Annotated in this window: 16 protein-coding genes and 2 pseudogenes; 10 read left to right on the top strand and 8 right to left on the bottom strand. The window is 64.5% G+C overall.

Annotated elements, in window-relative coordinates:
* The 7 genes and pseudogenes from ACQKPE_RS17050 to ACQKPE_RS17080 form a co-directional block, all read left to right on the top strand.
* Positions 1-105, top strand: a pseudogene (locus ACQKPE_RS17050) (PAQR family membrane homeostasis protein TrhA); the annotation flags it as partial.
* Positions 93-548 (top strand): annotated as a pseudogene (locus tag ACQKPE_RS17055) (helix-turn-helix transcriptional regulator); the annotation flags it as partial. The pseudogenes ACQKPE_RS17050 and ACQKPE_RS17055, both read left to right, overlap by 13 nt.
* 57 nt (positions 549-605) lie before the next feature.
* On the top strand, positions 606-5123 hold the full coding sequence (locus ACQKPE_RS17060; protein ID WP_427667644.1) for an NEL-type E3 ubiquitin ligase domain-containing protein: 4518 nt from the start codon (positions 606-608) through the stop codon (positions 5121-5123).
* Between the two features lie 177 nt (positions 5124-5300).
* Positions 5301-6068 carry an SDR family NAD(P)-dependent oxidoreductase gene (locus tag ACQKPE_RS17065; protein ID WP_427667646.1) on the top strand — a complete coding sequence of 256 codons (768 nt, stop codon included), beginning with the start codon at positions 5301-5303 and terminating at the stop codon, positions 6066-6068.
* A gap of 12 nt (positions 6069-6080) precedes the next feature.
* Positions 6081-7274, top strand: a complete 1194-nt coding sequence (locus ACQKPE_RS17070) for an acetyl-CoA C-acyltransferase (RefSeq protein ID WP_427667648.1) — start codon at positions 6081-6083, stop codon at positions 7272-7274.
* Positions 7275-7282: 8 nt separating this feature from the next.
* Entirely contained in the window at positions 7283-8410 is a 1128-nt protein-coding gene (locus tag ACQKPE_RS17075) for an acyl-CoA dehydrogenase (RefSeq protein WP_427667649.1), read from the top strand.
* 13 nt (positions 8411-8423) lie between these two features.
* Entirely contained in the window at positions 8424-9197 is a 774-nt protein-coding gene (locus ACQKPE_RS17080; RefSeq protein ID WP_427667651.1) for an enoyl-CoA hydratase, read from the top strand.
* Positions 9198-9250: 53 nt separating this feature from the next.
* Here ACQKPE_RS17080 and ACQKPE_RS17085 read toward each other — a convergent pair whose 3' ends face one another.
* The gene (locus ACQKPE_RS17085) at positions 9251-13855 is read right to left on the bottom strand and encodes a hypothetical protein (protein ID WP_427667652.1); all 4605 of its coding nucleotides are present in this window, start codon (positions 13853-13855) and stop codon (positions 9251-9253) included.
* Positions 13856-14224: 369 nt separating this feature from the next.
* On the opposite strand from ACQKPE_RS17085, the gene ACQKPE_RS17090 reads away from it, so the two are divergent.
* From ACQKPE_RS17090 to ACQKPE_RS17100, 3 genes are all read left to right on the top strand, one after another.
* Entirely contained in the window at positions 14225-14629 is a 405-nt protein-coding gene (locus tag ACQKPE_RS17090) for a TraR/DksA family transcriptional regulator (protein WP_427667654.1), read from the top strand.
* Between the two features lie 440 nt (positions 14630-15069).
* Positions 15070-15540 carry a hypothetical protein gene (locus tag ACQKPE_RS17095; RefSeq protein WP_427667656.1) on the top strand — a complete coding sequence of 157 codons (471 nt, stop codon included), beginning with the start codon at positions 15070-15072 and terminating at the stop codon, positions 15538-15540.
* Positions 15537-15743 (top strand): hypothetical protein, encoded by a 207-nt coding sequence (locus tag ACQKPE_RS17100; RefSeq protein ID WP_427667658.1) that lies wholly within the window; start codon positions 15537-15539, stop codon positions 15741-15743. The genes ACQKPE_RS17095 and ACQKPE_RS17100 overlap by 4 nt, the downstream gene beginning before the upstream one ends.
* Positions 15744-15757: 14 nt before the next feature.
* Here ACQKPE_RS17100 and ACQKPE_RS17105 read toward each other — a convergent pair whose 3' ends face one another.
* From ACQKPE_RS17105 to ACQKPE_RS17135, 7 genes are all read right to left on the bottom strand, one after another.
* Entirely contained in the window at positions 15758-16120 is a 363-nt protein-coding gene (locus tag ACQKPE_RS17105) for a Na+/H+ antiporter subunit G (protein WP_427667659.1), read from the bottom strand.
* The gene (locus ACQKPE_RS17110) at positions 16117-16395 is read right to left on the bottom strand and encodes a K+/H+ antiporter subunit F (RefSeq protein ID WP_427667661.1); all 279 of its coding nucleotides are present in this window, start codon (positions 16393-16395) and stop codon (positions 16117-16119) included. The genes ACQKPE_RS17105 and ACQKPE_RS17110 overlap by 4 nt, the downstream gene beginning before the upstream one ends.
* Complete coding sequence (locus ACQKPE_RS17115; protein WP_427667663.1) at positions 16392-16880, bottom strand: Na+/H+ antiporter subunit E; 489 nt, start codon at positions 16878-16880, stop codon at positions 16392-16394. The genes ACQKPE_RS17110 and ACQKPE_RS17115 overlap by 4 nt, the downstream gene beginning before the upstream one ends.
* Positions 16877-18553, bottom strand: a complete 1677-nt coding sequence (locus ACQKPE_RS17120) for a monovalent cation/H+ antiporter subunit D (protein WP_427667665.1) — start codon at positions 18551-18553, stop codon at positions 16877-16879. Before ACQKPE_RS17120 ends, ACQKPE_RS17115 begins: the two co-directional genes overlap by 4 nt.
* Complete coding sequence (locus ACQKPE_RS17125; protein ID WP_084854729.1) at positions 18550-18894, bottom strand: Na+/H+ antiporter subunit C; 345 nt, start codon at positions 18892-18894, stop codon at positions 18550-18552. The genes ACQKPE_RS17120 and ACQKPE_RS17125 overlap by 4 nt, the downstream gene beginning before the upstream one ends.
* On the bottom strand, positions 18894-21806 hold the full coding sequence (locus tag ACQKPE_RS17130; protein ID WP_427667666.1) for a monovalent cation/H+ antiporter subunit A: 2913 nt from the start codon (positions 21804-21806) through the stop codon (positions 18894-18896). The genes ACQKPE_RS17125 and ACQKPE_RS17130 overlap by 1 nt, the downstream gene beginning before the upstream one ends.
* 150 nt (positions 21807-21956) lie before the next feature.
* Positions 21957-22907, bottom strand: coding sequence for a DMT family transporter (locus ACQKPE_RS17135; protein WP_427667667.1), 951 nt, complete (start codon positions 22905-22907; stop codon positions 21957-21959).
* Between the last annotated feature and the right edge of the window lie 18 nt (positions 22908-22925).

The following is a 22925-nucleotide window of genomic DNA, read 5'->3' on the forward strand; positions in this document are numbered from 1 at the left end:
GTCGGCATTATTTTCTTCGCCCTGGACAGCCGCTTGCGCCACGGCCACGGCATCTGGCACCTGTTCGTCATCGCTGGCAGCCTGATGCACTTCGTACCCGCATGATCTTCGCCGCCGACAGCCTAGAGTTGCCTATGCGGCGCACGCCCGAGGAGTTGCAGCGCTTTCTCGCCGAGGCCCCGGGCAACATCCTGGTCAAATACCGCGACCCGGCCAGCCTGGCCCGGCGCATTCGCCGCCAGCTCGGCGATATCACGCCGGCCCAGTGGCCGGATGCCGAGGGCCTGGCACGTGGCCTGTGCGTCTCGGCCTCGACCTTGCGCCGACGCCTGGCCGAGGAGGGCCAGACCTACCAGGGCCTGAAGGACAGCGTACGCCGGGAGCTGGCGGTGGCCTGGCTGGCCGATGGCGACATCGCCCTGAGTGACGTTGCCGAGCGCCTGGGGTTCGCCGATGCCAGCTCGTTCTACAAGGCGTTTCGCAAGTGGTTCGGCTGTAACCCAGGGCACTATCGCCAACTCATGCTGCACGGTGCGCCTTCCCTCTGACGGCGCCGCCGCTGAGCGACCAGTCTTGGCCTTTCCCTTACAGGCGAAGGTGCCACCATGACTGATAACGCAAACCCTGCCAGCCCGGCGCTGACCCCCGCAACGTTCAACGCCATTCACGATGACTTCATCGCCAGCCTGCTACCGGCGTGGATTCGCCAGGCCTCGCCAGCGCAGATCAATCGACTGCGCGACAGTTTCCGGACGCACCAGGCCAGCCAGGCGCAGGTACGCGAGGCAACGGTCGACCTGATCCCTTTGCAAACCTTCGCCGAGGAACACTTCGACGAGTGCTTGCGCGCACGCCTGCCAGAGGGCAGCTCGGTGGCGAATCTCGAATGGTTGGAGGTCACGCCGCGCTTTGACATGGCACCTGGCAGGCTGTGGCCTATCTATGGCGCCTCATACCGGCGGCAACAGGGGCTGTTGCGGTTGATGCAGAACTTCCATGAAGGGGCGTCGTTCTATGAGGGCAGTGGGCTGGTGGCCATGGGAACCTTCAAGGTCTTGTCGGGGAACACCGACACCTTGGTCAGCGCGTGTCGCAGCCAGGATGTAGGGCAGCAGTACCAGACGCTGCTTGGCCAGGTGTTCAGCCCGGCGACGTGCGCGCTGCTGGCGACGGACAAGCGCGCCGGCTTCAAGCTGGCCATCGAGGTCGCTGCGCTCAGGGGGGGCATCACGGCAGCGGTGCAGATCGCCCTGCGTGATTTTGCCGACAACACCCAGGACATGTCGCAGCAAACGTTACGTGCCGAGCCGCATCGCTTGAGCCTGCTGGGCTGCACCCTGGCCGACGCACTGGTGGTCGTCTTGCAGGACCCGCAAGGGCAGCAGGCCGGTGTCGTCCTCTATCTGCCGAGCGATCCACAGCGCGCCTTGCGCTATTACGATTCTCTGGCGGCGATGAACCTCGCCCTGGTCGAGTGGGTGAAGATATCTACGTCCAGGCAGTTCTTCGTGCAGCAAGTGAGCTTGGCCGAACGCGCGCAGATGCTCACGACCCTCAACCTGCGCCTGAACGATGCCCAACCGGACTTGGCGCCCGTGGCCATCGCCATCGTCGGTGATGTCTTCGCCGAGCAGGTACGGCACCAGGTGGATCGGATCAAGGACGATGCCCGGTTGCTGCTGGTGCCCACTGCACTGGCCGACCAGCTGGCCGCACGGCAGCGCTTGCAGGCGTGGAAGTCTGCTGGCTTGAGCCTGCTGGGACTGGCTGGGCTGTTCATTCCTGCGGTGGGGGCGTTGCTGCTGGGGCAGTTGGTGGTGCAGACCCTGGCGCAGGTCTACGAGGGGGCCGAGGACTGGTACCACGGTCATCAGCATGAAGCGTTGCAGCACATGCTGGGGGTGGCCGAGACCGTGGCCGTTACGGCGGCGGTGGCGGCGGGGGCGAGTATCGTCGCACGCGGCTTCAGCCGCAGTGCCTTCGTCGATGGCCTCGAGCCGGTCAGCCTGGAAAATGGCGAAAAGCGGCTGTGGTCCAGCGACCTGGGTGAATACAGCCAGCCACCCGAGGGGGCCGAGCTGCAGGACGATGGCCTGCTTGGCGTGGGCGAACGCCGCTGGATTCGTGCCCAGGGGCACTTCTACGAGGTGCACCGTCCGCAGGCGGATGGTGAGTGGCGTATTCGCCACCCCTGGCGTGCGCAGGCGTTCGAGCCGGTGGTCGATTTCAATGGCGAGCGTGGCTGGCGGATACGCCATGACCGGCCCCTAGAGTGGGATGACAGCAGCCGCCTGCTGGACTGCCTGTGGCCTGGACATTTGCCGATCCAGGCCGAGCGCGCGGCGCAGGTGCTCAAGGTGGCGGGCATGGACCAGGACGAGCTGCGTGGCGTTGTGGTGGAAGGGCGGACGACGCCGGTGAACTTGCGCGACACGCTGCGCCGTTTCGATGCCGACACCCGCATCGAGGCGTTCTTCACAAGTTTCGTCAGCGGCGGCGTGCCCTCCGAGGACGGCACGATACAAGCGTGGTGCCTGGCGCAGCCGGGTATCCAGGGGCTGGACGAACAGGCATTGCGCGCAGAACTGATCGAGCGCGCCCCGGCGTTGCGCGGCCCCTTGCTCAAGCATCTGATGGAGGGCGAGGCGCCTGAGGATGCCCTGGTCGCGCTGCTGCTTCGCGATTTCCCTGGCTTGCCGCCGACATATGCCGCCGAGGCGGTACGCGGGGTCGATGAGGTGGGGCGCAACCTGGCTCTGGGTGAGTCGCGCATCCCCTTGGCGCTGGCTAGCCGGGCACGCTCGCTGTTGCAATCGGCGCGGGTAAGCCGCGCCTTGGCGGGTATATACCTGGACAGCGCCTATGGCAACGAAACTGGCGAGTTGCTGATGGCCGTGCTCGGGCGCCTGCCGAACTGGCCTTCGGCGGTCAACTTCGAGCTGCGCGAGGGTTCGGAGAGCGGTCGGCTGATCGCGGTGCGCGACCCTCAAGGGGAACAGGCCAGCCGCGTCGTGCTGGTGAACCGGGATGGGCGCTTCAAGCTGTATGACAAAGAGGGACGAGAACGTGAGGAGGAGGTGGCCGAGCCGCAGGGTATCTTCCAGGCCATCAGTGCAGTGCTCACCGACGCGCAACTCGCCCGTCTTGGGGTGAGCGGCGATGACCCCGCCGCGCTGCTGCGTGGCCTGGTCCAGCAGCACCTGCCGGACACCCATGCCCAGACCCTGCGCCTGCTCGGCTGGCGTGCGCAGCCGGCCTGGTTCAACCCGGCAAGACGCATGAGCGATGGTCGTGTTGGCTACCCGCTCAGTGGTCGAGGTGCTGGCGCGCCTGTGCCTGGGCAGATACTGCGCGATCGCGTACGGGCCTTGTACCCCGGGTTCAACGACCAAGAACTCGAAAATTTCGTCACCAGTCTGCTGAATCAACCAGGATCACCGTTCGACCTGCTGCTGGAGCACGAGTTGAGCTATCGCCGGCTTGATCGTGCGCTCACCCGCTGGACCGACGGCCAGCTACAAAGTGCTTCGCGCAACCTGTATCACGAGTTCTCCCAGCACCTGCGACGTGCTTGGCAGCTTCAAGGCGAATCGGTGGTCGGTGACCGGGGTGAACCTGCTGGCATGCGCCTGGACCTGAGCGGCATGGTGGTTCGCAGTCTGCCGGAGATACCGGTAGCGGTGGAGTTTGGCCATATCACGGTATTGGTGATGTGCAACCTGCAATTGACCGAGGTGCCGGTCAGTTTCCTGCGGGCCTTCGATGGGGTGCGTCGGCTGACCCTCAACAGCAATGGACTGACCCAGTTACCACGCGGACTTGGCTATATGATCGAGCTGCGTATGCTGCGCATCGCCCACAACCGCGTGCGTATGGATGAGGCCGGCATTGGGATCCTTGCCGCGATGCCGCACTTGCGTCATCTGGATTTGAGCTACAACCCCATCAACCGCCTGGATATGCGCTTCAATCACCTGCCTTATCTGCGTGAGCTGCGTCTGCGCCACTGTCGGCTGACCAATTGGCCCCATGGGTTGGAGCTGTGTGGCTTCCTCGAGTATGCGGACCTGAGCAACAACCAGATCTCCAACATTCCAGAGGCCGTGCTGGGTATGCCGTTGTCTCACCGCATGAGCTATGTCGTGCGGGGCAATCCACTGGCGGTCAGCGACCTGGCTCGCTTGACGGCATTGGGCGACCACCCCTTCCAGCACCCTGTGGAGGAGGTGGAAGAGATCGAGGAGGTACAGCTCAACCCTGCCTTGGTCCGCGCCTCATGGGTCGACAGGCTGGAGCCTTCTGCACGCGTGGCGGCCGGTGAGCGTTGGGATACGCTGCTTGCCATGCCGGACAGCAGTGGGTTGTTCCAGCTGTTGGGCCAGTTGCGTACGACTTCGGATTTCCAGCAGCAACACGAGGTGTTGCTGGAGCGGGTCTGGTCATTGCTGGAGGCGTTGGATGGCAATGCCGCGTTGCGCGAGCAGGTGTACGCCCGGGCCAACGAGCCGATGACCTGCGAAGACAGCGTGGCGCGACGGTTCAGCGACTTGCAGGTGCAGGTGTTGGTGGCACAGACCACCGCCCAGGCGGCCGAGCACGAGCGTGGCCCGCAACTGCTGGCGCTTGGTCGACAGTTGTTCCGTCTGGAACGCGTCGAGCAGTTCGCACGCGAGGACATTGCCCAGCGCGAGTCCGAACAGCGTGGGGTCGATGAAATCGAGGTCAGCCTTTATTACCGCGTGCACCTTGCCCAGCAGTTGGAGCTGCCCTTGCAGCCCAGCACGATGTTCTACGAGGAAGTCGCTAACGTCAGTGCTGCGCAACTGCAACAGGCCCTGAGCACAGTGCGCGCCGCCGAAGCCAGTGATGCCTTCACCGAGAGTTTGGTACAGCGCGATTTCTGGCGTCGCTACCTGATGGAGCGGCACGAGGCGGCGTTCGACACGATCAACGAGACCTTCGCTGAGCGCGGCAGCCAGCTCGACCTGGAGCAGTCCACCCTGACCAGCGAGGTCTACCTGCAACGCTGGAGCGACCTGGCCAGCGAGCGGGAATCGGCACTGCACGCCTTGTACCTGCGCTTGACCGAGGATGCCCTGGCGGGCGACTTCACCCACCCCTGACGCGGGCTGCGGCCAAATCGGTCATCCAGATTGACAGATTTGGCCATTGCCGGGGCGGGTGACCGGCGCGAACATCGTCGAACCGAAGGTTCTATTCCAACAAGAACGAACCAGGCGTTCGACGATGCACGATGCCCCTTGTGGCTGATCGTCCACGCCTGACAAGGACAGACGATCATGCATATCAGCAACAAGCACTTCATCGTCAGCGGTGCGGCCTCAGGGCTCGGCGCCGCCACCGCACAGATGCTCATCGAAGCCGGTGCCAGCGTACTGCTGGTCGACCTCAATGCCCAGGCGGTCGAGGCCAAGGCCCAAGCGCTGGGTGAGCGGGCACGCTTCGCGGTCGCCGACATCAGCGACGAAACGGCCGCCAAGGCAGCCGTCGATGCCGCCGTCGCCGCGTTCGGCAGCCTGCACGGGCTGGTCAACTGCGCCGGCATCGTCGGCGCCGAGAAGGTACTGGGCAAGCACGGCCCGCATGCTCTGGACAGCTTCGCCAAGGTCATCAACGTCAACCTGATCGGCAGCTTCAACCTGTTGCGTCTGGCCGCCGCGGCCATGGCCGAAGGGACTGCCGACGAGAGCGGCGAGCGCGGGGTGATCATCAACACCGCCTCCATTGCCGCCTACGACGGGCAGATCGGCCAGGCCGCCTACGCTGCCTCCAAGGGCGCGATCGCCAGCCTGACCTTGCCGGTGGCACGTGAACTGGCGCGCTTCGGCATTCGCGTGATGACCATCGCCCCGGGCATCTTCGAAACGCCGATGATGGCCGGCCTGCCCCAGGACGTACGCGATTCGCTGGGCGCCGGGGTGCCGTTCCCGCCGCGCCTGGGGCGCCCGCAGGAGTACGCCGCGCTGGCCCGTCACATCATCGAGAACAGCATGCTCAACGGCGAGGTGATCCGCCTCGACGGCGCGCTGCGCATGGCTGCCAAGTAAGGAGAAACGAACATGACCCTTGCCAACGATCCGATCGTTATCGTCAGTGCCGTACGCACGCCCATGGGTGGCCTGCAGGGCGACCTCAAGAGCCTCACCGCGCCGCAGTTGGGCGCGGCGGCCATTCGCGCTGCGGTCGAGCGTGCCGGCATCGATGCCGCCAGCGTCGAGCAGGTGCTGTTCGGCTGCGTGCTGCCCGCCGGCCTCGGCCAGGCACCGGCGCGCCAGGCAGCCCTCGGCGCCGGGCTCGACAAGGCCACCACCTGCACCACCCTCAACAAGATGTGCGGTTCAGGGATGCAGGCCGCGATCATGGCCCACGACCAACTGCTGGCCGGCAGCGCCGATGTGATCGTCGCGGGTGGCATGGAAAGCATGACCAATGCCCCGTACCTGCTGGACAAGGCCCGTGGTGGCTACCGCATGGGCCACGGCAAGATCATCGACCATATGTTCATGGACGGCCTGGAAGACGCCTACGACAAGGGCCGCCTGATGGGCACCTTCGCCGAGGACTGCGCCCAGGCTGGCAACTTCAGCCGCGAAGCACAGGACGCTTTCGCCATTGCCTCGCTGACCCGCGCCCAGGAGGCGATTGCCAGTGGTCGATTCGCCGCCGAGATCGTCCCGGTGCAAGTCACCGAAGGCAAGCAGACACGCGTCATCAAGGACGACGAGCAGCCGCCCAAGGCACGCCTGGACAAGATCCCGCAGCTCAAACCGGCCTTCCGCGAGGGCGGTAGCGTTACCGCGGCCAACTCAAGCTCCATCTCCGATGGCGCTGCCGCGCTGGTGTTGATGCGCCGTTCCGAAGCCCAGAAACGTGGCCTCAAGCCGCTGGCGCTGATCCACGGCCACGCCGCCTTCGCCGACGCCCCGGCGCTGTTCCCCACTGCCCCCATCGGCGCCATCGACAAGCTGATGCAGCGCACCGGCTGGAGTCTGGCCGAGGTCGACCTGTTCGAGATCAACGAAGCCTTCGCCGTGGTCACCCTGGCGGCCATGAAGCAGTTGGACCTGCCCCACGACAAGGTCAACATCCATGGCGGTGCCTGCGCCCTGGGTCACCCGATCGGCGCTTCCGGCGCGCGTATCCTGGTGACCCTGCTGTCGGCCCTGCGCCAGAACAACCTGCGCCGCGGCGTGGCGGCCATCTGCATCGGCGGTGGCGAGGCCACAGCGATGGCGGTCGAATGCCTGTACTGAGGTGAACCATGCTGGTATCCGATGAGCAACAACAGATCGCCGATGCAGTGCGCGACTTCGCACAAGAGCGTCTGAAACCCTTCGCCGAGCAGTGGGACAAGGAGCACCGCTTCCCCCGCGAGGCCATTGAGGAAATGGCGGGCCTTGGCCTGTTCGGCATGCTGGTGCCGGAGCAGTATGGCGGCAGCGACACCGGCTACGTGGCCTACGCCATGGCTCTTGAGGAAATCGCCGCCGGCGATGGCGCCTGCTCGACCATCATGAGCGTGCACAACTCGGTGGGCTGCGTGCCGATCCTGAAGTTTGGCACCGAGCAGCAGAAGGCGCAGTTCCTCGCGCCGCTGGCCAGTGGTGCGATGCTCGGCGCCTTCGCCCTCACCGAGCCCCAGGCCGGCTCCGATGCCAGCAGCCTGAAGACCCGTGCGCGCCTGGAGGGCGATCACTACGTGCTCAATGGCAGCAAGCAGTTCATCACCTCTGGGCAGAGCGCCGGGGTGGTGATCGTCTTCGCCGTCACCGACCCAGACGCCGGCAAGCGCGGCATCAGCGCTTTCATCGTGCCTACCGATTCGCCTGGCTACCAGGTGGCGCGGGTCGAGGACAAGCTCGGCCAGCACGCCTCCGACACCTGCCAGATCGTCTTCGACAATGTACGCGTGCCAGTGGCCAACCGCCTGGGCGAGGAGGGGCAGGGCTACAAGATTGCCCTGGCCAACCTCGAAGGCGGGCGCATCGGTATCGCCTCGCAAGCGGTGGGCATGGCCCGTGCGGCGTTCGAGGTGGCCCGTGACTACGCCAACGAACGCCAAAGCTTCGGCAAAGCGCTGGTCGAGCACCAGGCCGTGGCCTTCCGCCTGGCTGACATGGCCACGCGCATTGCCGTGGCGCGGCAGATGGTGCTGCATGCCGCGGCCCTGCGCGATGCCGGGCGCCCGGCCTTGGTGGAGGCCTCGATGGCCAAGCTTTTCGCCTCGGAAATGGCCGAAAAGGTCTGTTCGGATGCCTTGCAGACACTGGGCGGTTATGGCTATCTGAGTGACTTCCCGCTGGAGCGGATCTACCGCGATGTGCGGGTCTGCCAGATCTACGAAGGCACCAGCGACATTCAGCGCATGGTCATTGCGCGCAACCTTTGAAGGAGCAGCTTGCATGGCATTCGAAACAATCCTGCTGGATATCCACGGCAAGGTCGGCCTGATCACCCTCAACCGTCCGCAGGCGCTCAATGCGCTGAATGCGCAGATCGTCGGCGAGATCAACCAGGCCTTGGACCAGCTCGAGCGCGACCCGAACATCGGCTGCGTGGTGCTCACAGGCTCCGCCAAGGCTTTCGCCGCCGGCGCCGACATCAAGGAAATGGCCGAGCTGCGCTACCCGCAGATCTACGTTGAAGACCTGTTCAGCGACGCTGACCGCATCGCTACCCGACGCAAGCCGATCATCGCCGCGGTGTCCGGTTTCGCCCTGGGTGGCGGCTGTGAGCTGGCGATGATGTGCGACTTCATCCTCGCCGCCGACAACGCCAAGTTCGGCCAGCCGGAAATCAACCTGGGCGTGCTGCCGGGCATGGGCGGCACCCAGCGCCTGACCCGCGCAGTCGGCAAGGCCAAGGCCATGGAGCTGTGCCTGACCGGGCGCCTGATGGGCGCCGAGGAAGCCGAGCGTGCGGGCCTGGTGGCGCGCGTGGTGCCACAGGCCGAGCTGTTGGAAGAGGCGCTGAAGGTGGCCGCGACCATCGCTGCCAAGTCGATTCCGGTGAGCATGATGGTCAAGGAGAGCGTCAACCGCGCCTTCGAAGTCACCTTGAGCGAAGGCGTGCGCTTCGAGCGCCGGGTGTTCCACGCGGCCTTCGCCACCGAAGACCAGAAAGAAGGCATGGCGGCGTTCGTCGCCAAGCGCGAGGCGCAGTTCAAGGACCGTTGAGTAGGCAAGGCCAGCGACATACAAGGGGCGCCACAGGGGCGCCCCTTGTACGTTCAGTCGCTGAAGAAATAGCGCACGGCCGAGGCCACGGTGATCGGTGCGCGGTACACCTGCACCTCGTTGCCTGTCGCTGGGTCGACTACGACCCTTCCTGCCGCATGGCGCTGGGCGAGGGTCTTCAGGTGGCCGGCGCTGAACTGGTCCCTGGGCGTTTCTGGCTTGCGGTAGTGGAAGTGTGCGTACCACAGGTCCTGGCCTTCACGGCGGATGACGTATTCGTCCAGGTAGTCGTCTGCGCGACCCTTGACCTTCGCCAGCTTGGTGCGCGGCGCCAGCGCATGGACGCTGACCTGGCGGTGGTCCAGCAGGTATTGCACCTCGCCCATCCTCGGCGCCTGGCGCAGGGCGGCCTGGATACGCAGGTCGATCGCAGCCTGCCCAAGCTGCGCGGCCAGGCCGACCAGCCGGCGGTTGACCTGGGCGGCATCGCGGTTTCCGACACTTTCGTCGACTTCGTTGTCGGCGGTCAGGTGACGTTCGATGGCTTGTGAGTTTTTCAGCAGGTCTGCTTGCTGGAACATCAGCAGTTCGTGGATTTCCACTGGCAGGTAGTTGTCGTTAGGGTGCTGCTGTAGCCGCTCCAGCTCCAGCTCCCGCTGGGCGCGGGTCATCAGCTGTTCGCTGTCCTTTAGCAGGTGCTTGAGTTTGGTCTTCGTTTGCCGTGGGGCTGTGCCGGGCAAAGGCAATTCCACCCAGGCCTGGTCCTGCTGGCGGAAGGTCCTGGGCGGTTGGTGCGGGTCGCGGTCGGGGACGACCACCAGGGTGGCGTCATCGGCGTTGAGTACACCCAGCAGCAAGCCTTCGTCTTCCACCTCGATCAGCCCAGGCGCTTCCTGGCGCAGTTGCTTGAGCGAGATGGTCGGTGGGAACTCCGGGAATTGCGCCAGTTCGCTGCGAACCTCGGCCTGGATAAGGCCGAGGTCTTCGTTGACCTTGGCCAGTATCTCCAGTGCCTGCCCGTCGTCGAGTTGTGCAGAGAAGTTCAGCAACTGGCGATTCGCCTCGCGCAGCCAGTCATCGATGCCGTTGAGCAGGCGCACGCTCATTTCCTGGCTGGGATGAGCGAGCTCGCCCAGTTGCTTGCGCTGGCTGTACACGCGGTGGTAGGTCTTGTTCGCCAGGTTGAGCCAGAAGAAGTGCGAACCTGGCTCGTCGATGGCGGCGGCGTACAGCGCGAACAGGCGGTTGAAGTTGGTGTCCAGACGCCGGTAGCGCAGCTGCGCCAGGGTATCGGCGTCGGATAACACCTCTATGAGTGCCTGCGCCGACTGTTTCAGGTCGGCGGGCTCGCGGATGGAAAGCGTGGTCAGTTCTTGGCGGATCTCATACATAGCCTGGGCGTTGAGTAGCATGTCGTCGAGCAGCGACGCCTGTGCGGCCAGGCGATTCTTGTAGATACTCAGGTCGTCGATTGATATCTCTCCTTCGTATTGGCGTACGTCGCCCTTCAGGCGCCCGGCCTCGCCCTTGAACTGTGTCAGAAAATGTTCGAGCTGCATCTGTTGGGGGCGGTATCGACGCTGCGTGACCAGCTGCACCAGCTGCACCAGCTGCTCGCTGTAAGCATGTTGGCACAAGGCGGTCGCTCGCCTGAGCTTGAACTTCTCCAGGGGTTCGAGGGCATTGCGTTCCTTGAGGCGTTGCAGGTGGCTTTGCCAGTGGGCAGACGCGGCGCGAGCGCTTTCATACTGCGTCTTCAGGTCGTTATCCGGCACGTCATTATCGAACTGCTCCACTTGCGCCTTGATACGCCAAAGCGCCTCCATGCCCTGAACGTGATCTTGCCGGATCTGCTCATCCAGCACCTGTATGCGCTGGCGTTTTTCCTCGCGCATCCTGGCAATGCGCGAACTCGTCGGCATGCCGCCGCGCAAGCGCAGGTGCAGGTCGAGCTGCCAGCGGCCGGCCTCGTCACGTACGAGCCATGGGCCGGGCGTCGCCTGTGGGGTGTCGGCGATAATCCGTGGTTGGCCGTTCTGCTCATCCAGCAGCACCTTGTAGACCTTGCCTTGCAACTGCACCCAGCACTGGTCGTCGGCCAGGAACAGGCCAGCCAGCGGGCCGTGGGGAATCGGTGGGCCCAGTTCGCTCGGCAGCCGTGTGCTACTCAGCGCCTGCAGTGCCGACTGCTGGGTGGCAGACAGGCTGCGGGTCGGGGCAGACCAGCCGAACGCCAGCTGGCCAGGCGGTGGTGTGGTCGTCACTTGCACGGGGGTAGGCTTCAGTGCCCCGGCGCCGCTCACCACTTGCTGGGTCAGGGCGGGCTCCTTGCCTTCCTCCAGTGGCTTTTCCAGGGCGGTGTGGGACAGCAGCAACAGAGCGATGTCCACCAACAGATTGATCAGGGCGGTGCGATGGCTTTCGGGGTCATGGGTGCTGTCTGTTTCGACGAACTCGGCGAGGGCGACTTCCATCTGTACCAGCCAGGCCACCTTGCCCAGCGTGCTGCCACCCAGTGGCAACAGGGTGTTGAACAGCAGCCAGCCGAGTTCTTTCCAGCTGTCCCAGCGGGCTTGCGCGGTGGTATGGGCGTGTGCCTGGAAGCGCTGGATGGATTCCTGGACGCAGGCCAGGTAGATGGCCTGGCCGATGTCCTGCTCTGCAGGCTCTACGCTCAGGGTGGCCGGACGCGGGATGCCGAATGGCACGGCGAATGGATCGTCCAGGGGGTAGAACAGGTGGGGTTCGAGGAAGCCGCCATGGGCGTAGACCTTGCGCTCCTCCTCGGGCAGACGTTGCAGGATATCGTCCTGCAATTCGCCTGGCGTGGCGAGGGCGGTGAGCAAGGCGATTCGGTCGTCGAATTGCAGCAGCGACTGCTTATGCAGAGGGCGATACAGCAGGCAGGTGCCGGCGCCGGGCCAGAGCGCCTCGAACAACCAGGTGTTGAGTGCGCGGTCGGGGTTTGCATCCGGCCGCCTCAATATGCCGAGAGCGCGCATTACCCAGCGGTCTTCATCGAATGGCTGCGGCCAGGCCAGCACTTGTTGAAGGCGGCCAACGCTCTGTTCGTCCATGCCCTCGCCACGCAGATGCAACTCCAGCGCCAGGGCCGGCAACTGGTAGCGCAGTTGCGTGCCGAGCAGGGCCTGGCGTCGCTGTTTCTGGAGCGGGTCGTTCAACAGCTTGTCGTTGAGCATCTTCGGGTAGGCACTGGCAACGTCCAGCTCGCTCACCAGTGTGCGCATGTACGTTTCGTTCATCCACGTTGGGAGTGGCGCGGTGGTGCCAGAACGCAACTCCACCCGGCCAGGCCTGATCAGGCCGATATTGCCGATTGCCAGGTCGGCCAGGCTATATTCGACCAGGTGCTCCTCCCCGCTGATAACCAACGAACCTTGCCCCGAGGCGACGCCGGTGACCTGGTAGTTGAGCACTTGCACGTCCTCTGGCAACAGCGCGGTGCCGGGATGGTCAGCACTTATACGTTGCGCCAGCATGCGATTGGCGAAGGCCTGCGCGGTCTCGACATCGTCCAGCCAGGCACTGCCCGATGCCGACTCGTAGCTTTGGGCGGTATCGATCAGCATCCTGGCGTACTGCTGTTGGCCGCTGACCGGAGCGTTGCGCAGCCAGTCCGGCAGGTGTTCGCTCAGGCGTTGACGCTGGGTACGCTCGCTGCGGTCGCACAGCTCCAGCACCGAGGTGAGGCGGTCCAGATCCTGGCTCAGCAGCGCCGCCTGGTCTTGCTGCTGGAAACCATCGGCAATGGCTTGGGCGACCAATATCTGTTGATGCAGCAATTGCAGCGCCTGCATCTGGAACCACGAGTCGCTCAATGGCACCAGGTGGATCTGGTGGGCGGTCGGCACCCGTGTATGAGGCCACAGTCGCCCCAGTATGCCGAGTAGGGTGGGGCGTGAGGGGAAGGCCAGCAGCTTGCCCAGCAGGGTGTAGAGCAGCGTGACGGCCGGTGCATCGTCGTGGGCCGCTTGCTCGATCAGCAGGGCGCTGCCCAGGTCGACATCGATGTTGGCGCTGGCGGACAAATCGGTGCTGAGCAGGGCGATCGAGGGTTGTTGTGCATTGGGTTGGGCTATACCGGTGTTTTCTCGCAGGTGATTGGCCACTTCTATTTGCGTAGGCGTCAGCCCGTGCTCCTGGCTACGGCTGTCGAGCGCCGAGACAAACTGCTTTTGTAGAAACTCTGCATACCATTGCCAGGGCGTTTGGCCGCTGGCGTCGAAGCTGGTCCAGTACTCGGCCAGGTCTTCCAGGTAGCGTTTCAGCAGTAGTGGCCCGCACTCGTTTATCAGCAGCTCCACGGCGTGCAGGTCGATGTCCAGCGCGCTGGTTGGGTCTGCGTTGCCGTTCAGGCTGAGAAAGTCTTCGCCAGGCGTCAGGTTGAGCGTTGTGCGCCGACAGTAGCGTTCGATCAGCACGGCGGGCAGCAGTCGCGGCAAGGCCGATGTGCCTTCCGGACCGAGGCTCACCAGCCAAAGGGCGAGCGGGTCCAGCGCGCTATCGAAATGGCGGGCTTGCCATTGCTCTATGAGCAGGCCGCTGGCGCTCTGGCTCAGTAGTGGGCGGTCCTTGAAGCGTTGGGCGACCACACAGTCGAGGCGGCTGAATGTTACGAAGTTTTGATGCAAGTCCATGTCCTGGCCTCCGGTTTGCAAAGTCCTAGCAGGCGCGTTGGCTGGCATGCATCGGCGGTAACTGGGTGCCACCTGGCATTGGCGACGGGGAGCCGTCCTGTGCAGGCTGGCGCGGACGTGGCCGTTGCGGCATATTAGGCAACGGCGTCCTTGAGGCAGTCGTGATGGTTGAGCGACGGCACCGATGAGCGGATTCCCGGTTGTTTCGGTCGATTCCCCCGTCATTTCTGTTGCCCCTTGCCGCGTGGCGCCTTAGACTGCCGCCCCCTGTAAAAAGAGTGCCGGTTGGCGCTTGAAGAATTCCGCCGGCGGCGCGTGTTCGCCGATGGCGCCCGAATCGCCCAATGCACATTTTTCATAGAGAAATCGATGACCAAGGAACAGTTGCTGGCCATGTCGGCCGATGACTACATGAACGCCGATCAGCTCGCGTTCTTCACCAAGCTGCTGCAAGCGATGAAAGTCGAAACGCACGAGCGCATCGAACTCAGCCGCAACGCCATTGAAAGCCTGGACAGCCCCTCGGACCCTGCTGACGTGGCGTCGGTCGAGGAAGAGCGTACCTGGCTGGTCAACGCCATCGACCGCGACCAGCGCCTGCTCCCGCAGTTGGAGATGGCCCTGGACCGCATTGGCGACGAAAGCTTCGGCTGGTGTGATGACAGCGGCGAGCCGATCGGCCTGAAGCGCCTGCTGATCAGCCCGACGACCAAGTACTGCATCGAAGCCCAGGAACGTCACGAGCAGCTCGACCGCCACCAGCGGCAGATCTGACCCGGTGCACTCGGCAGAAGGCCCCATGGAGCGATCCTTGGGGCCTTTCGCGTTTTCCTGAGGTGAGGGTACTTGTAACGTCGTATGTGCAAGAAATGTGCGTAGCCTCTCGACGGGTTTGATTGTTTTCGTGCATATTCGTCCCTACGTAATGCGCAGTTGAATAACGGGGCCCTGTCTATCCAAGGGCCTGGCGTTATCTGCTGCATGTTTTCTGATGGTTTCAAAGGCCCGTGTTTCCCTCATTGGGAGGCTGACTGAAACCGTCGTGAGGTATTGGCTGGCACGCGGGCGTTATTTTTCCTGCTTGATGCATCGCCCACCTCCACAGGCGCTTCGTACAGCGTTTCACTAACCTTTCTGGGTTTCGCATTGAGCGAATCGTCGGCCCACGCCTGTAGCGCGTGGCGGCGGGGTTTAACCGGTTTGAGGATCTTTCATTGGCAGTCAGTACGTTGGATACCCATGCCCTGTTCGCCTTGGGCGACTTGCGGGCCAGGTTGGTCAAGTTGTTCCACGGCCGCTTCATCTATGTTACCGAGCAGAACCCTGAAGGCCTGTACATGGCCGAAATCGACACCGACAACGCGATGGTGGTCGATGACAAGCAACGCCTGGAGTTGAAGGTGGGCGACCACTTCCGCGCTGCGGTGCTGCCGAGCCGCGAGGGTGGCAAGCTGGAGCTGCGTTTTCGCGAGATCAAGTTGAATGTCTATGGCGTGGGCGACTATGCCTTTGTCTCGGTGCCGGAAGGCGATGGCATCGTGTTCCGTGACGGTCACGGGGTGATGCTGGTGTTCGCCGCGCGTGAGCAGGTGGCGCAAGAGTTGGGCAAGTTGCTCAAGGCGGTGACTGGCAAGGTCGCCAAATGGCGCAAAGGTGAGCTGACCACCTTCAAGGCCAGCGAGTGAGTGACGAGGGTGGCCGTGAGGCCTTCCATCGCCAGCATCATGCCGAGGCCCTGGCCCAGGCAGAGCGTTTGCTGGCGCGACGTGATGAGTTGCAGGGTGCCTGGCTGAACTGGGTTGCCGGTGAGCTCTACCAGCTCAAGCCGGCGCCGTTCGTGGCCATGGTGCGGCGTGAGCTGCAACGGCTTGTGCAAGCGCGGAACTGAGGTTTGCGCACTTCTTAGCCCTTGTCGCAACCGCTGCTGACTTCCTCGGGAACATCCTCCCCAGCCATGCGCTTGCGAAACAGTGCGGCCCTGGCCAGCAACAAGGTGGTCACCGGCACGGTGATCGACAGCAGGATGGGGATCAACCAGGCGTGCAGCACTGCTTCCTGCTTGAGCCAGGAGAAGTACAGGATCGACGCCAGGCTCACGCACCAGGCACCGATGGTCGAGGCCAGGGCGGGCGGGTGCATGCGCTGGAAGTAATCCTTCAGGCGCACCATGCCCACGGCGCCGATCAGGGCGAACAAGCTGCCGACAAGCAGTAGCGCGGCGGTGGTCAGCTCCAGCCAAAATGGCAATTCGATGGTGTCGCTCATTCGATCACTTCCCCTCTTAGCAGGAACTTGGCCAGGGCAAACGAGCCGACAAAGCCGAACAGCGCGATCAGCAAGGCGCCTTCGAAATAGGTGTCACTGGCGTAGCGGATACCCAGTACCAGCATCGTCAGCATGGCCAGGATGTACAGGTAGTCCAGCGCCAGCACTCGGTCCTGGGCGGAGGGGCCGCGGAACAGCCTCACCAGCGACAGCGCCATGGCGATGACCAGGATGAACAGGCTGGCGAGAATGGCGTAGGCAAGTACCCCAGTCATTCGAAAATCTCCCTCAGCGGACGTTCATAGGTGTGCTTGAAGTGCTCGATGAAGGCCGCTTCGTCTTCCAGGTCAAGCACATGCAGCAGCAAAACGCTTCGATCCAGCGCCAGCTCCGACCACACGGTGCCGGGCACCACGGTGGTGATCATCGATAGTGCGGCCAGGCCGTGGGCGTCGCGCAAGTCCAGCGGGATATGCACGAAGGCCGAGCGTGGTGGGCGGCTGCCCATGAACAGCACGGTGCGGGCAACCTGCAGGTTGGAGGCGATCACGTCGATGCCGACACGGCCGATCAGCCGGGCGATCACCAGGGGACGACGCACGTGGGCATGCTGCGGTCGCAGTGGCGCCATCAGGATGGGGGCCAGCACACCGAGCAGGGCGCCTAGCAGCAGGTTACCAGGGCTGACCGACAGGTTCAGCAGCAGCCACAGGAAGAACAGTGACACCGACAGCAGCGGGGCAGGGAAGAACCGGCTCATGGCTGCACCTCCACCAGGGTGGTTGGGCCGGGCAGGGCGCGGGTCGACATCACCGCCTGGATATAGGCATCAGGCGACTGCAACCCAGCGGCGGTGTCCTGGGTATAGCGCAGTAGGGGCTCGGCGCGCAGGCTGAGGAAGATGCACAGCCCCAGCAGAACGACGACAGGAACGCACTCGTAACGGCGCAGCAGGGGCGAGGGGCGTTCCTCGGGTTTCCAGAAGCGCTGGATACCCACGCGGCCGAAGGCGATCAGCGAGGCCAGGCCCGACAGTACCAACAAGGTTACGAGGCCCCAGCCGGCCATCGACAATGGCTGCTCGGGTGCCACGCCCAACCCCAGCGGGTTGAACAAGGCGCTGATGAGGTTGAGCTTGCCGATGAAGCCCGATAGCGGCGGCATGCCGATGATCAGCAGGGCACAAGCGATGAAGCTCAGGCCCAGGAAGGCCATGGTCCAGGGGATGATCTGGCCGATCACCGCCTTCTGTTCATCATCGAGGTTGATGCCCTTGGGCGGGTGCAGCGTCTCCAGGGGAGACGGGATGACATCCTCTTCGTCATCCAGCGGCGCTTCGTTGGCCGAGCGCGAGCGCTCCACCAGTTCGGCCAGCAGGAACAATGCACACAACGCCAGGGTGGAGCTTGCCAGGTAGAACAGTGCGGCGCCGGTCAGCACCGATTGGCCAAAGCCGACGGCCGCCAGCAGCGTGCCCGCCGACACCAGGATGCTGAGCGCCGCCAGGCGCTCCAGGCGCTGGGCCGCAAGGATCGACACCGCGGCCACTGCCAGGGTGACCAGGCCGCCGTACACCAGCCACTCCCCACCAAAATGCGCCGAAGCCCCGGCCTGCCCGGAGAACAGCAGGCTCCACAGGCGCAGCACGGCGTACAGGCCGACCTTGGTCATGATGGCGAACAGCGCCGCTACTGGGGCGCTGGCCGAGGAGTAGGCCGGCACCAGCCAGAAGTTCAGCGGCCAGATACCGGCCTTGACCAGGAACGCCGTGGCCAGGATCGCCGCACCGGCGTGCAGCAGGCCGCGGTCGGCCTCTGCCACCAGCGGGACCTTCAAGGCCAGGTCGGCCATGTTCAGCGTGCCGGTCACGCCATAGAGCATGGCGGCGCCCACCAGGAACAGCGACGAGGCGAACAGGTTGACCGCGATGTAGTGCAGCCCGGCCTTGACCCGTGCACGGCCGGAGCCATGCAGCATCAGCCCGTAGGAGGCCGCCAGCAGCACTTCGAAGAACACGAACAGGTTGAACAGGTCGGCGGTGAGGAAGGCGCCATACAGGCCCATCAGTTGGATCTGGAACAGCGCGTGGAAGCTCGCCCCGGCGCCGTCCCAGCGGGCACGGGCGAACATCAGCGCGCAGAAGCCGATGATGCCGGTGAGCGTCAGCAGCAGCGCCGAGAGGTGGTCGAGCACCAGCACGATGCCGAAGGGCGCCGGCCAGTTGCCTGGCAGGTACACGCCGATCGACTCGGCCTGGCCCTGGGTGCGCACCCACATCAGCAAGGTGACGGCGATGGCCAGGCCCGTCAGGGTCGACAGCAGGTTGATGCGCCCTTTGAAGTGCCGATGCTTCTCGCCTGCCAGCAACAACAGTGCCGCGGTGACCAGCGGCAGCAGAATGGGCGCGACGATCAGTTGGTTCATCCAGCTCATTCCTCACGCTCCCGGCCATCGACGTGGTCGGTACCGGTCAGGCCGCGCGAGGCCAGCAGCACCACCAGGAACAGGGCGGTCATGGCGAAGCTGATGACGATCGCGGTGAGTACCAGGGCCTGGGGCAGCGGGTCGGTGTAGTTCAGCAGGTCTTGCGGCACGCCGTCCTTGATGATCGGCTCCTTGCCGATGAACAGGCTGCCCATGCTGAAGATGAACAGGTTGACGCCATACGACAGCAGGCACAGCCCCATGATGACCTGGTAGGTCCGCGGGCGCAGGATCAGCCAGACCCCGGAGGCGGCCAACACACCGATGGCGACTGCAATGACTTCTTCCATCAGGCGGCTCCTGCTTGGCTGGATTTCGGGTGGCCCGGGCGGTAGGCGCGGACCGACTGGTGCGCCAGGGCGGTGAGGATCAGCAGCGTCGAGCCGACCACCACGGTGTACACGCCGATATCGAAGAACAGGGCACTGGCCACGTGCACGTCACCCAGTAGCGGCAGGTGAAGGTGCGCGGTGTGGGTGGTCAGGAACGGGTAACCCAGGGTCATGGCGCCGATGCCGGTCAGGGTGGCGCACAACAGGCCGGTGCCCATCCAACGCAGTGGGCGCAGGCTCATCTGCGCCTCGACCCACTGGGTGCCGGCGACCATGTACTGGAGGATGAACGCCACCGACATCACCAGGCCTGCGACGAAGCCGCCGCCGGGCTGGTTGTGGCCGCGCATGAACAGGTACATCGACACCAGCAGGGCAATCGGCAGCAGCAGGCGCACCAGCGCTGCCGGCACCATCATGAAGCCCAGTGCGGTATCGGTGGCGTGGCGCGGGTTGATCAGGTCGGTGACCACATCCGGGGCCAGCTGGCGCTGCTGGGCAGGCAGCTGCATGCTTTCTTTCGGCGGGCGGAAGCGGCGCAGCAGGGCGAATACGGTCAGGGCCACGGCCACCAGCACGGTGATTTCGCCCAAGGTATCGAAGCCGCGGAAGTCCACCAGCATCACGTTGACTACGTTGGTACCGCCGCCTTCGGGCAGGGCACGGCTCAAGTAGAACGAGGAAATGTCGTTGGGCGTCGGCCGGGTCAGCATGGCGTAGGAGATGAGCGCCATGCCGCCGCCGACCAGCACTGCCAACAGCAGGTCGCGCAGGCGCCGCAAGCGGGCACGGTCCTGGCTGCCAGGCACTGGCGAGACGCCTTCGATACGCCGTGGCAGCCAGCGCAGGCCCAGGAGGATCAGCACCGTGGTAACCACTTCGACCACCAGCTGGGTGAGGGCGAGGTCGGGTGCGGAGAACCAGACGAAGGTAATGCAGGTCATCAGGCCGCAGACGCTGACCATGGTCAAGGCGGCCAGACGGTGGTACTTGGCTTGGTAGGCGGCGCCGATGGCACAGGCGATGGCGATTAGCCAGAGAGCGACGAACACCCCGGAGCCCGGGATCTTCGGCCGGTCACCCCAGCTGATGCCGCTGTACAGCAATGGCGTGAGGCCGGCGAGGAAGGCGGCGAGCACCAGCATGAACAGCTGGGTTTGCAGGCGGCGGCTGGTCAGCAGCGTCTCGATACGCTTGGCCAGCAGCATCAGGTGCAGCAGCCCGCGTTCGAACAGGCGCTTGCCGTTGAAGCGTTCGATCAGCGGTGGGTACGGGAAGCGCCCCAGGCGCAGTTGCTTGCGCAGCAGCAGGTAGAGCACGATGCCGCAGCTCATGGCCACCAGGCTCATGATCAGCGGTGCATTCCAGCCATGCCAGATGGCCAGGCTGTATTCAGGCAATGTGCCGCCCACCACCGGCAGGGCAGCTGCGGCCAACAGCGGGCCGACCGACTGGGCCGGGAAGATGCCCACCACCAGGCAGGTCAGCACCAGCAGCTCGACCGGTGCGCGCATCCAGCGCGGTGGCTCGTGGGGCGTGTGCGGCAGGTCCTGGGCGGTGGGGCCGAAGAACACGTCGACGGTGAAGCGCAGGGCATAGGCCACGCTGAAGGTGCCGGCCAGGGTGGCGATTACCGGCAGCGCGGTTTCGACCCAGGCGGTGGAGCTGATGAACACCGTTTCGGCGAAGAACATTTCCTTGGACAGGAAGCCGTTCATCAATGGCACGCCAGCCATCGAGGCGCTGGCGACCATGGCCAGCGTGGCGGTGTAGGGCACCAGGCGCACCAGGCCGCTTAGGCGGCGGATGTCACGGGTGCCGCTCTCGTGGTCGATGATGCCGGCGGCCATGAACAGCGAGGCCTTGAAGGTGGCGTGGTTGAGGATGTGGAACACTGCGGCCACGGCGGCCAGCGGGCTGTTCAGGCCCAGCAGCAGGGTGATCAGGCCCAGGTGGCTGATGGTCGAGTAGGCCAGCAGCCCCTTGAGGTCGTTCTGGAACATCGCCGCGAAGGCGCCCAGCAACAAGGTACAGGCCCCGGCACCGCCAACGATCCAGAACCATTCCTCGCTGCCGGACAGCACTGGCCACAGGCGTGCCAGCAGGAAAACCCCGGCCTTGACCATGGTCGCCGAGTGCAGGTAGGCGGAAACGGGGGTGGGCGCCGCCATGGCATGGGGCAGCCAGAACTGGAAGGGGAACTGCGCACTCTTGGTCAGGGCGCCGATCAGGATCAATGGCAGCAGCACCGGATACAAGGCATGCTGGCGGATGATGTCGCCTGCGGCGAGGACCTTGTCCAGGTCGTAGCTGCCGACCACATGGCCCAGCAGCAGTGCGCCGACCAGCAGGCACAGCCCGCCGGCACCGGTCACCATCAGTGCCATGTAGGCGCCGCGACGTGCGTCGTGGCGGTGGTGCCAGTAGCCGATCAGCAGGAAGGAGAACAGGCTGGTGAGCTCCCAGAAGAACACCATCTGGATGAGGTTGCCGGAGATCACCAGGCCGAGCATGGCGCCCATGAACGCCAGGAAGAAGGCGAAGAAGCGTGGCACTGGGTCCTGGGGCGACATGTAGTAGCGCGCATAGAGCGACACCAGGGTACCGATACCCAGCACCAGCAGCGAGAACAGCCAGGCGAAGCCGTCCATGCGCAGCACCAGGTTCAACCCCAGGCTGGGCAGCCAGAGGAACTCCTCGCGGATGACGCCGCCGTGGGCGACCTGCGGGTACAGCAACGCGACCTGGACCGTGCCGACCAGGGCGACGAGCCCGGCGAGAATGGACTCGGCGTTGCGTGCGTTGTGCGGCAGGACGGCTGCCAGGCAACTGCCCAAGAAGGGCAGAAGCAATAGCACTATCAATGACATAGCGTTCTAATCTGCGGGAGTTTGCCAAGGATCATACGTGCCGGAGGGTGGATCACCAACCCGCAAGCTGTCGCAGAATCCTACAAATACGGTGTGACAAGCGGCTTTTTTATAACATCTTCTTTCAAAGCATAGTCACTGACGGCGTATTCAGCGCCCCGGTTCGCCTTCGCGCGCATCCGTGGCCTCCAGCCCTGGCAGCATTTCCTTGTTGCGCCGGACCTTCAATTCGCTGACCACCACGGCGGCCACGATCAGCAGCGCGCCCAGCAACGCCACGCCCGGCAGGCGTTCGCCGGCGAGGCGCCCGACGATACCCGCCCACACCGGTTCACCGGCATAGATCAAGGTGGCGCGGGTGGGCGAGACCGATTTCTGCGCCCAGTTCATTGCCACCTGGATCACCGCGCTCATCGCGCCCAGGCCGATGGCACTGCTGAGCAGCAACCAGGAAAAGTCTGGCAGGGCTTCGCCGGTCGGCACGATCATCAGGAACGACAGCGCCGAGGCGGTGGCCAGTTGCACCACGGTCACCCGGCGCACGTCGACCTTGCCGGCGTAGCGGCTGATCAGGATGATTTCCACGGCAATGGCCACCGCGCTCACCAGGGTCACCAGTTCGCCTTCGCTGAAGTGCAGCGCGCCGCCCTCGGGCCCGGCCAGCAGCATCAGGCCGACGAACGCCAGGCAGATGCCCAGGCTTGGCATCAGCCCGGGGCGGCGGCCCAGTACCAGCCATTGCAGCAGGGGCACGAAGGGTACATAAAGCGCGGTGATGAACGCCGACTGGCTGCTGCTGATGGTTTGCAGGCCCATGGTCTGCAAGCCGTAGCCGAGCATGATCGACACCCCGATCACCACGCCGGCCTTCAGTTCGGTCAAGGTCAGCCCTTGCAGCGCGCGTGCCGAGACGATGCCGACGAACAGCGCAGCGGCGGCAAAGCGCAGGCCGACGAAGAACATCGGCCCGCTGACCGTCATGACGTTGTGCACCAGCAAGAAGGTGCCGCCCCACAGCATGGTGATGAACACCAGCACCAGTTCCGCCTTGCTCAGGCGAAAGGAAACAGAGGGCCGTGGTTGGCGGGCGGGCTGGGTCATGGTCTTGCGCACTCGGAA

It is taken from the genome of Pseudomonas sp. NPDC089554, assembly GCF_050280645.1.
In the GTDB taxonomy this organism is placed as follows: Bacteria; Pseudomonadota; Gammaproteobacteria; order Pseudomonadales; family Pseudomonadaceae; genus Aquipseudomonas.

Coding starts and splice junctions, on each gene's coding strand:
- ACQKPE_RS17080 (WP_427667651.1), top strand. CDS start 8,424: ATGGCATTCGAAACAATCCTGCTGGATATCCACGGCAAGGTCGGCCTG.
- ACQKPE_RS17110 (WP_427667661.1), bottom strand. CDS start 16,395: ATGACTGGGGTACTTGCCTACGCCATTCTCGCCAGCCTGTTCATCCTG.
- ACQKPE_RS17125 (WP_084854729.1), bottom strand. CDS start 18,894: ATGGAAGAAGTCATTGCAGTCGCCATCGGTGTGTTGGCCGCCTCCGGG.
- ACQKPE_RS17130 (WP_427667666.1), bottom strand. CDS start 21,806: ATGTCATTGATAGTGCTATTGCTTCTGCCCTTCTTGGGCAGTTGCCTG.
- ACQKPE_RS17065 (WP_427667646.1), top strand. CDS start 5,301: ATGCATATCAGCAACAAGCACTTCATCGTCAGCGGTGCGGCCTCAGGG.
- ACQKPE_RS17120 (WP_427667665.1), bottom strand. CDS start 18,553: ATGAGCTGGATGAACCAACTGATCGTCGCGCCCATTCTGCTGCCGCTG.
- ACQKPE_RS17090 (WP_427667654.1), top strand. CDS start 14,225: ATGACCAAGGAACAGTTGCTGGCCATGTCGGCCGATGACTACATGAAC.
- ACQKPE_RS17085 (WP_427667652.1), bottom strand. CDS start 13,855: ATGGACTTGCATCAAAACTTCGTAACATTCAGCCGCCTCGACTGTGTG.
- ACQKPE_RS17135 (WP_427667667.1), bottom strand. CDS start 22,907: ATGACCCAGCCCGCCCGCCAACCACGGCCCTCTGTTTCCTTTCGCCTG.
- ACQKPE_RS17075 (WP_427667649.1), top strand. CDS start 7,283: ATGCTGGTATCCGATGAGCAACAACAGATCGCCGATGCAGTGCGCGAC.
- ACQKPE_RS17105 (WP_427667659.1), bottom strand. CDS start 16,120: ATGAGCGACACCATCGAATTGCCATTTTGGCTGGAGCTGACCACCGCC.
- ACQKPE_RS17060 (WP_427667644.1), top strand. CDS start 606: ATGACTGATAACGCAAACCCTGCCAGCCCGGCGCTGACCCCCGCAACG.
- ACQKPE_RS17115 (WP_427667663.1), bottom strand. CDS start 16,880: ATGAGCCGGTTCTTCCCTGCCCCGCTGCTGTCGGTGTCACTGTTCTTC.
- ACQKPE_RS17070 (WP_427667648.1), top strand. CDS start 6,081: ATGACCCTTGCCAACGATCCGATCGTTATCGTCAGTGCCGTACGCACG.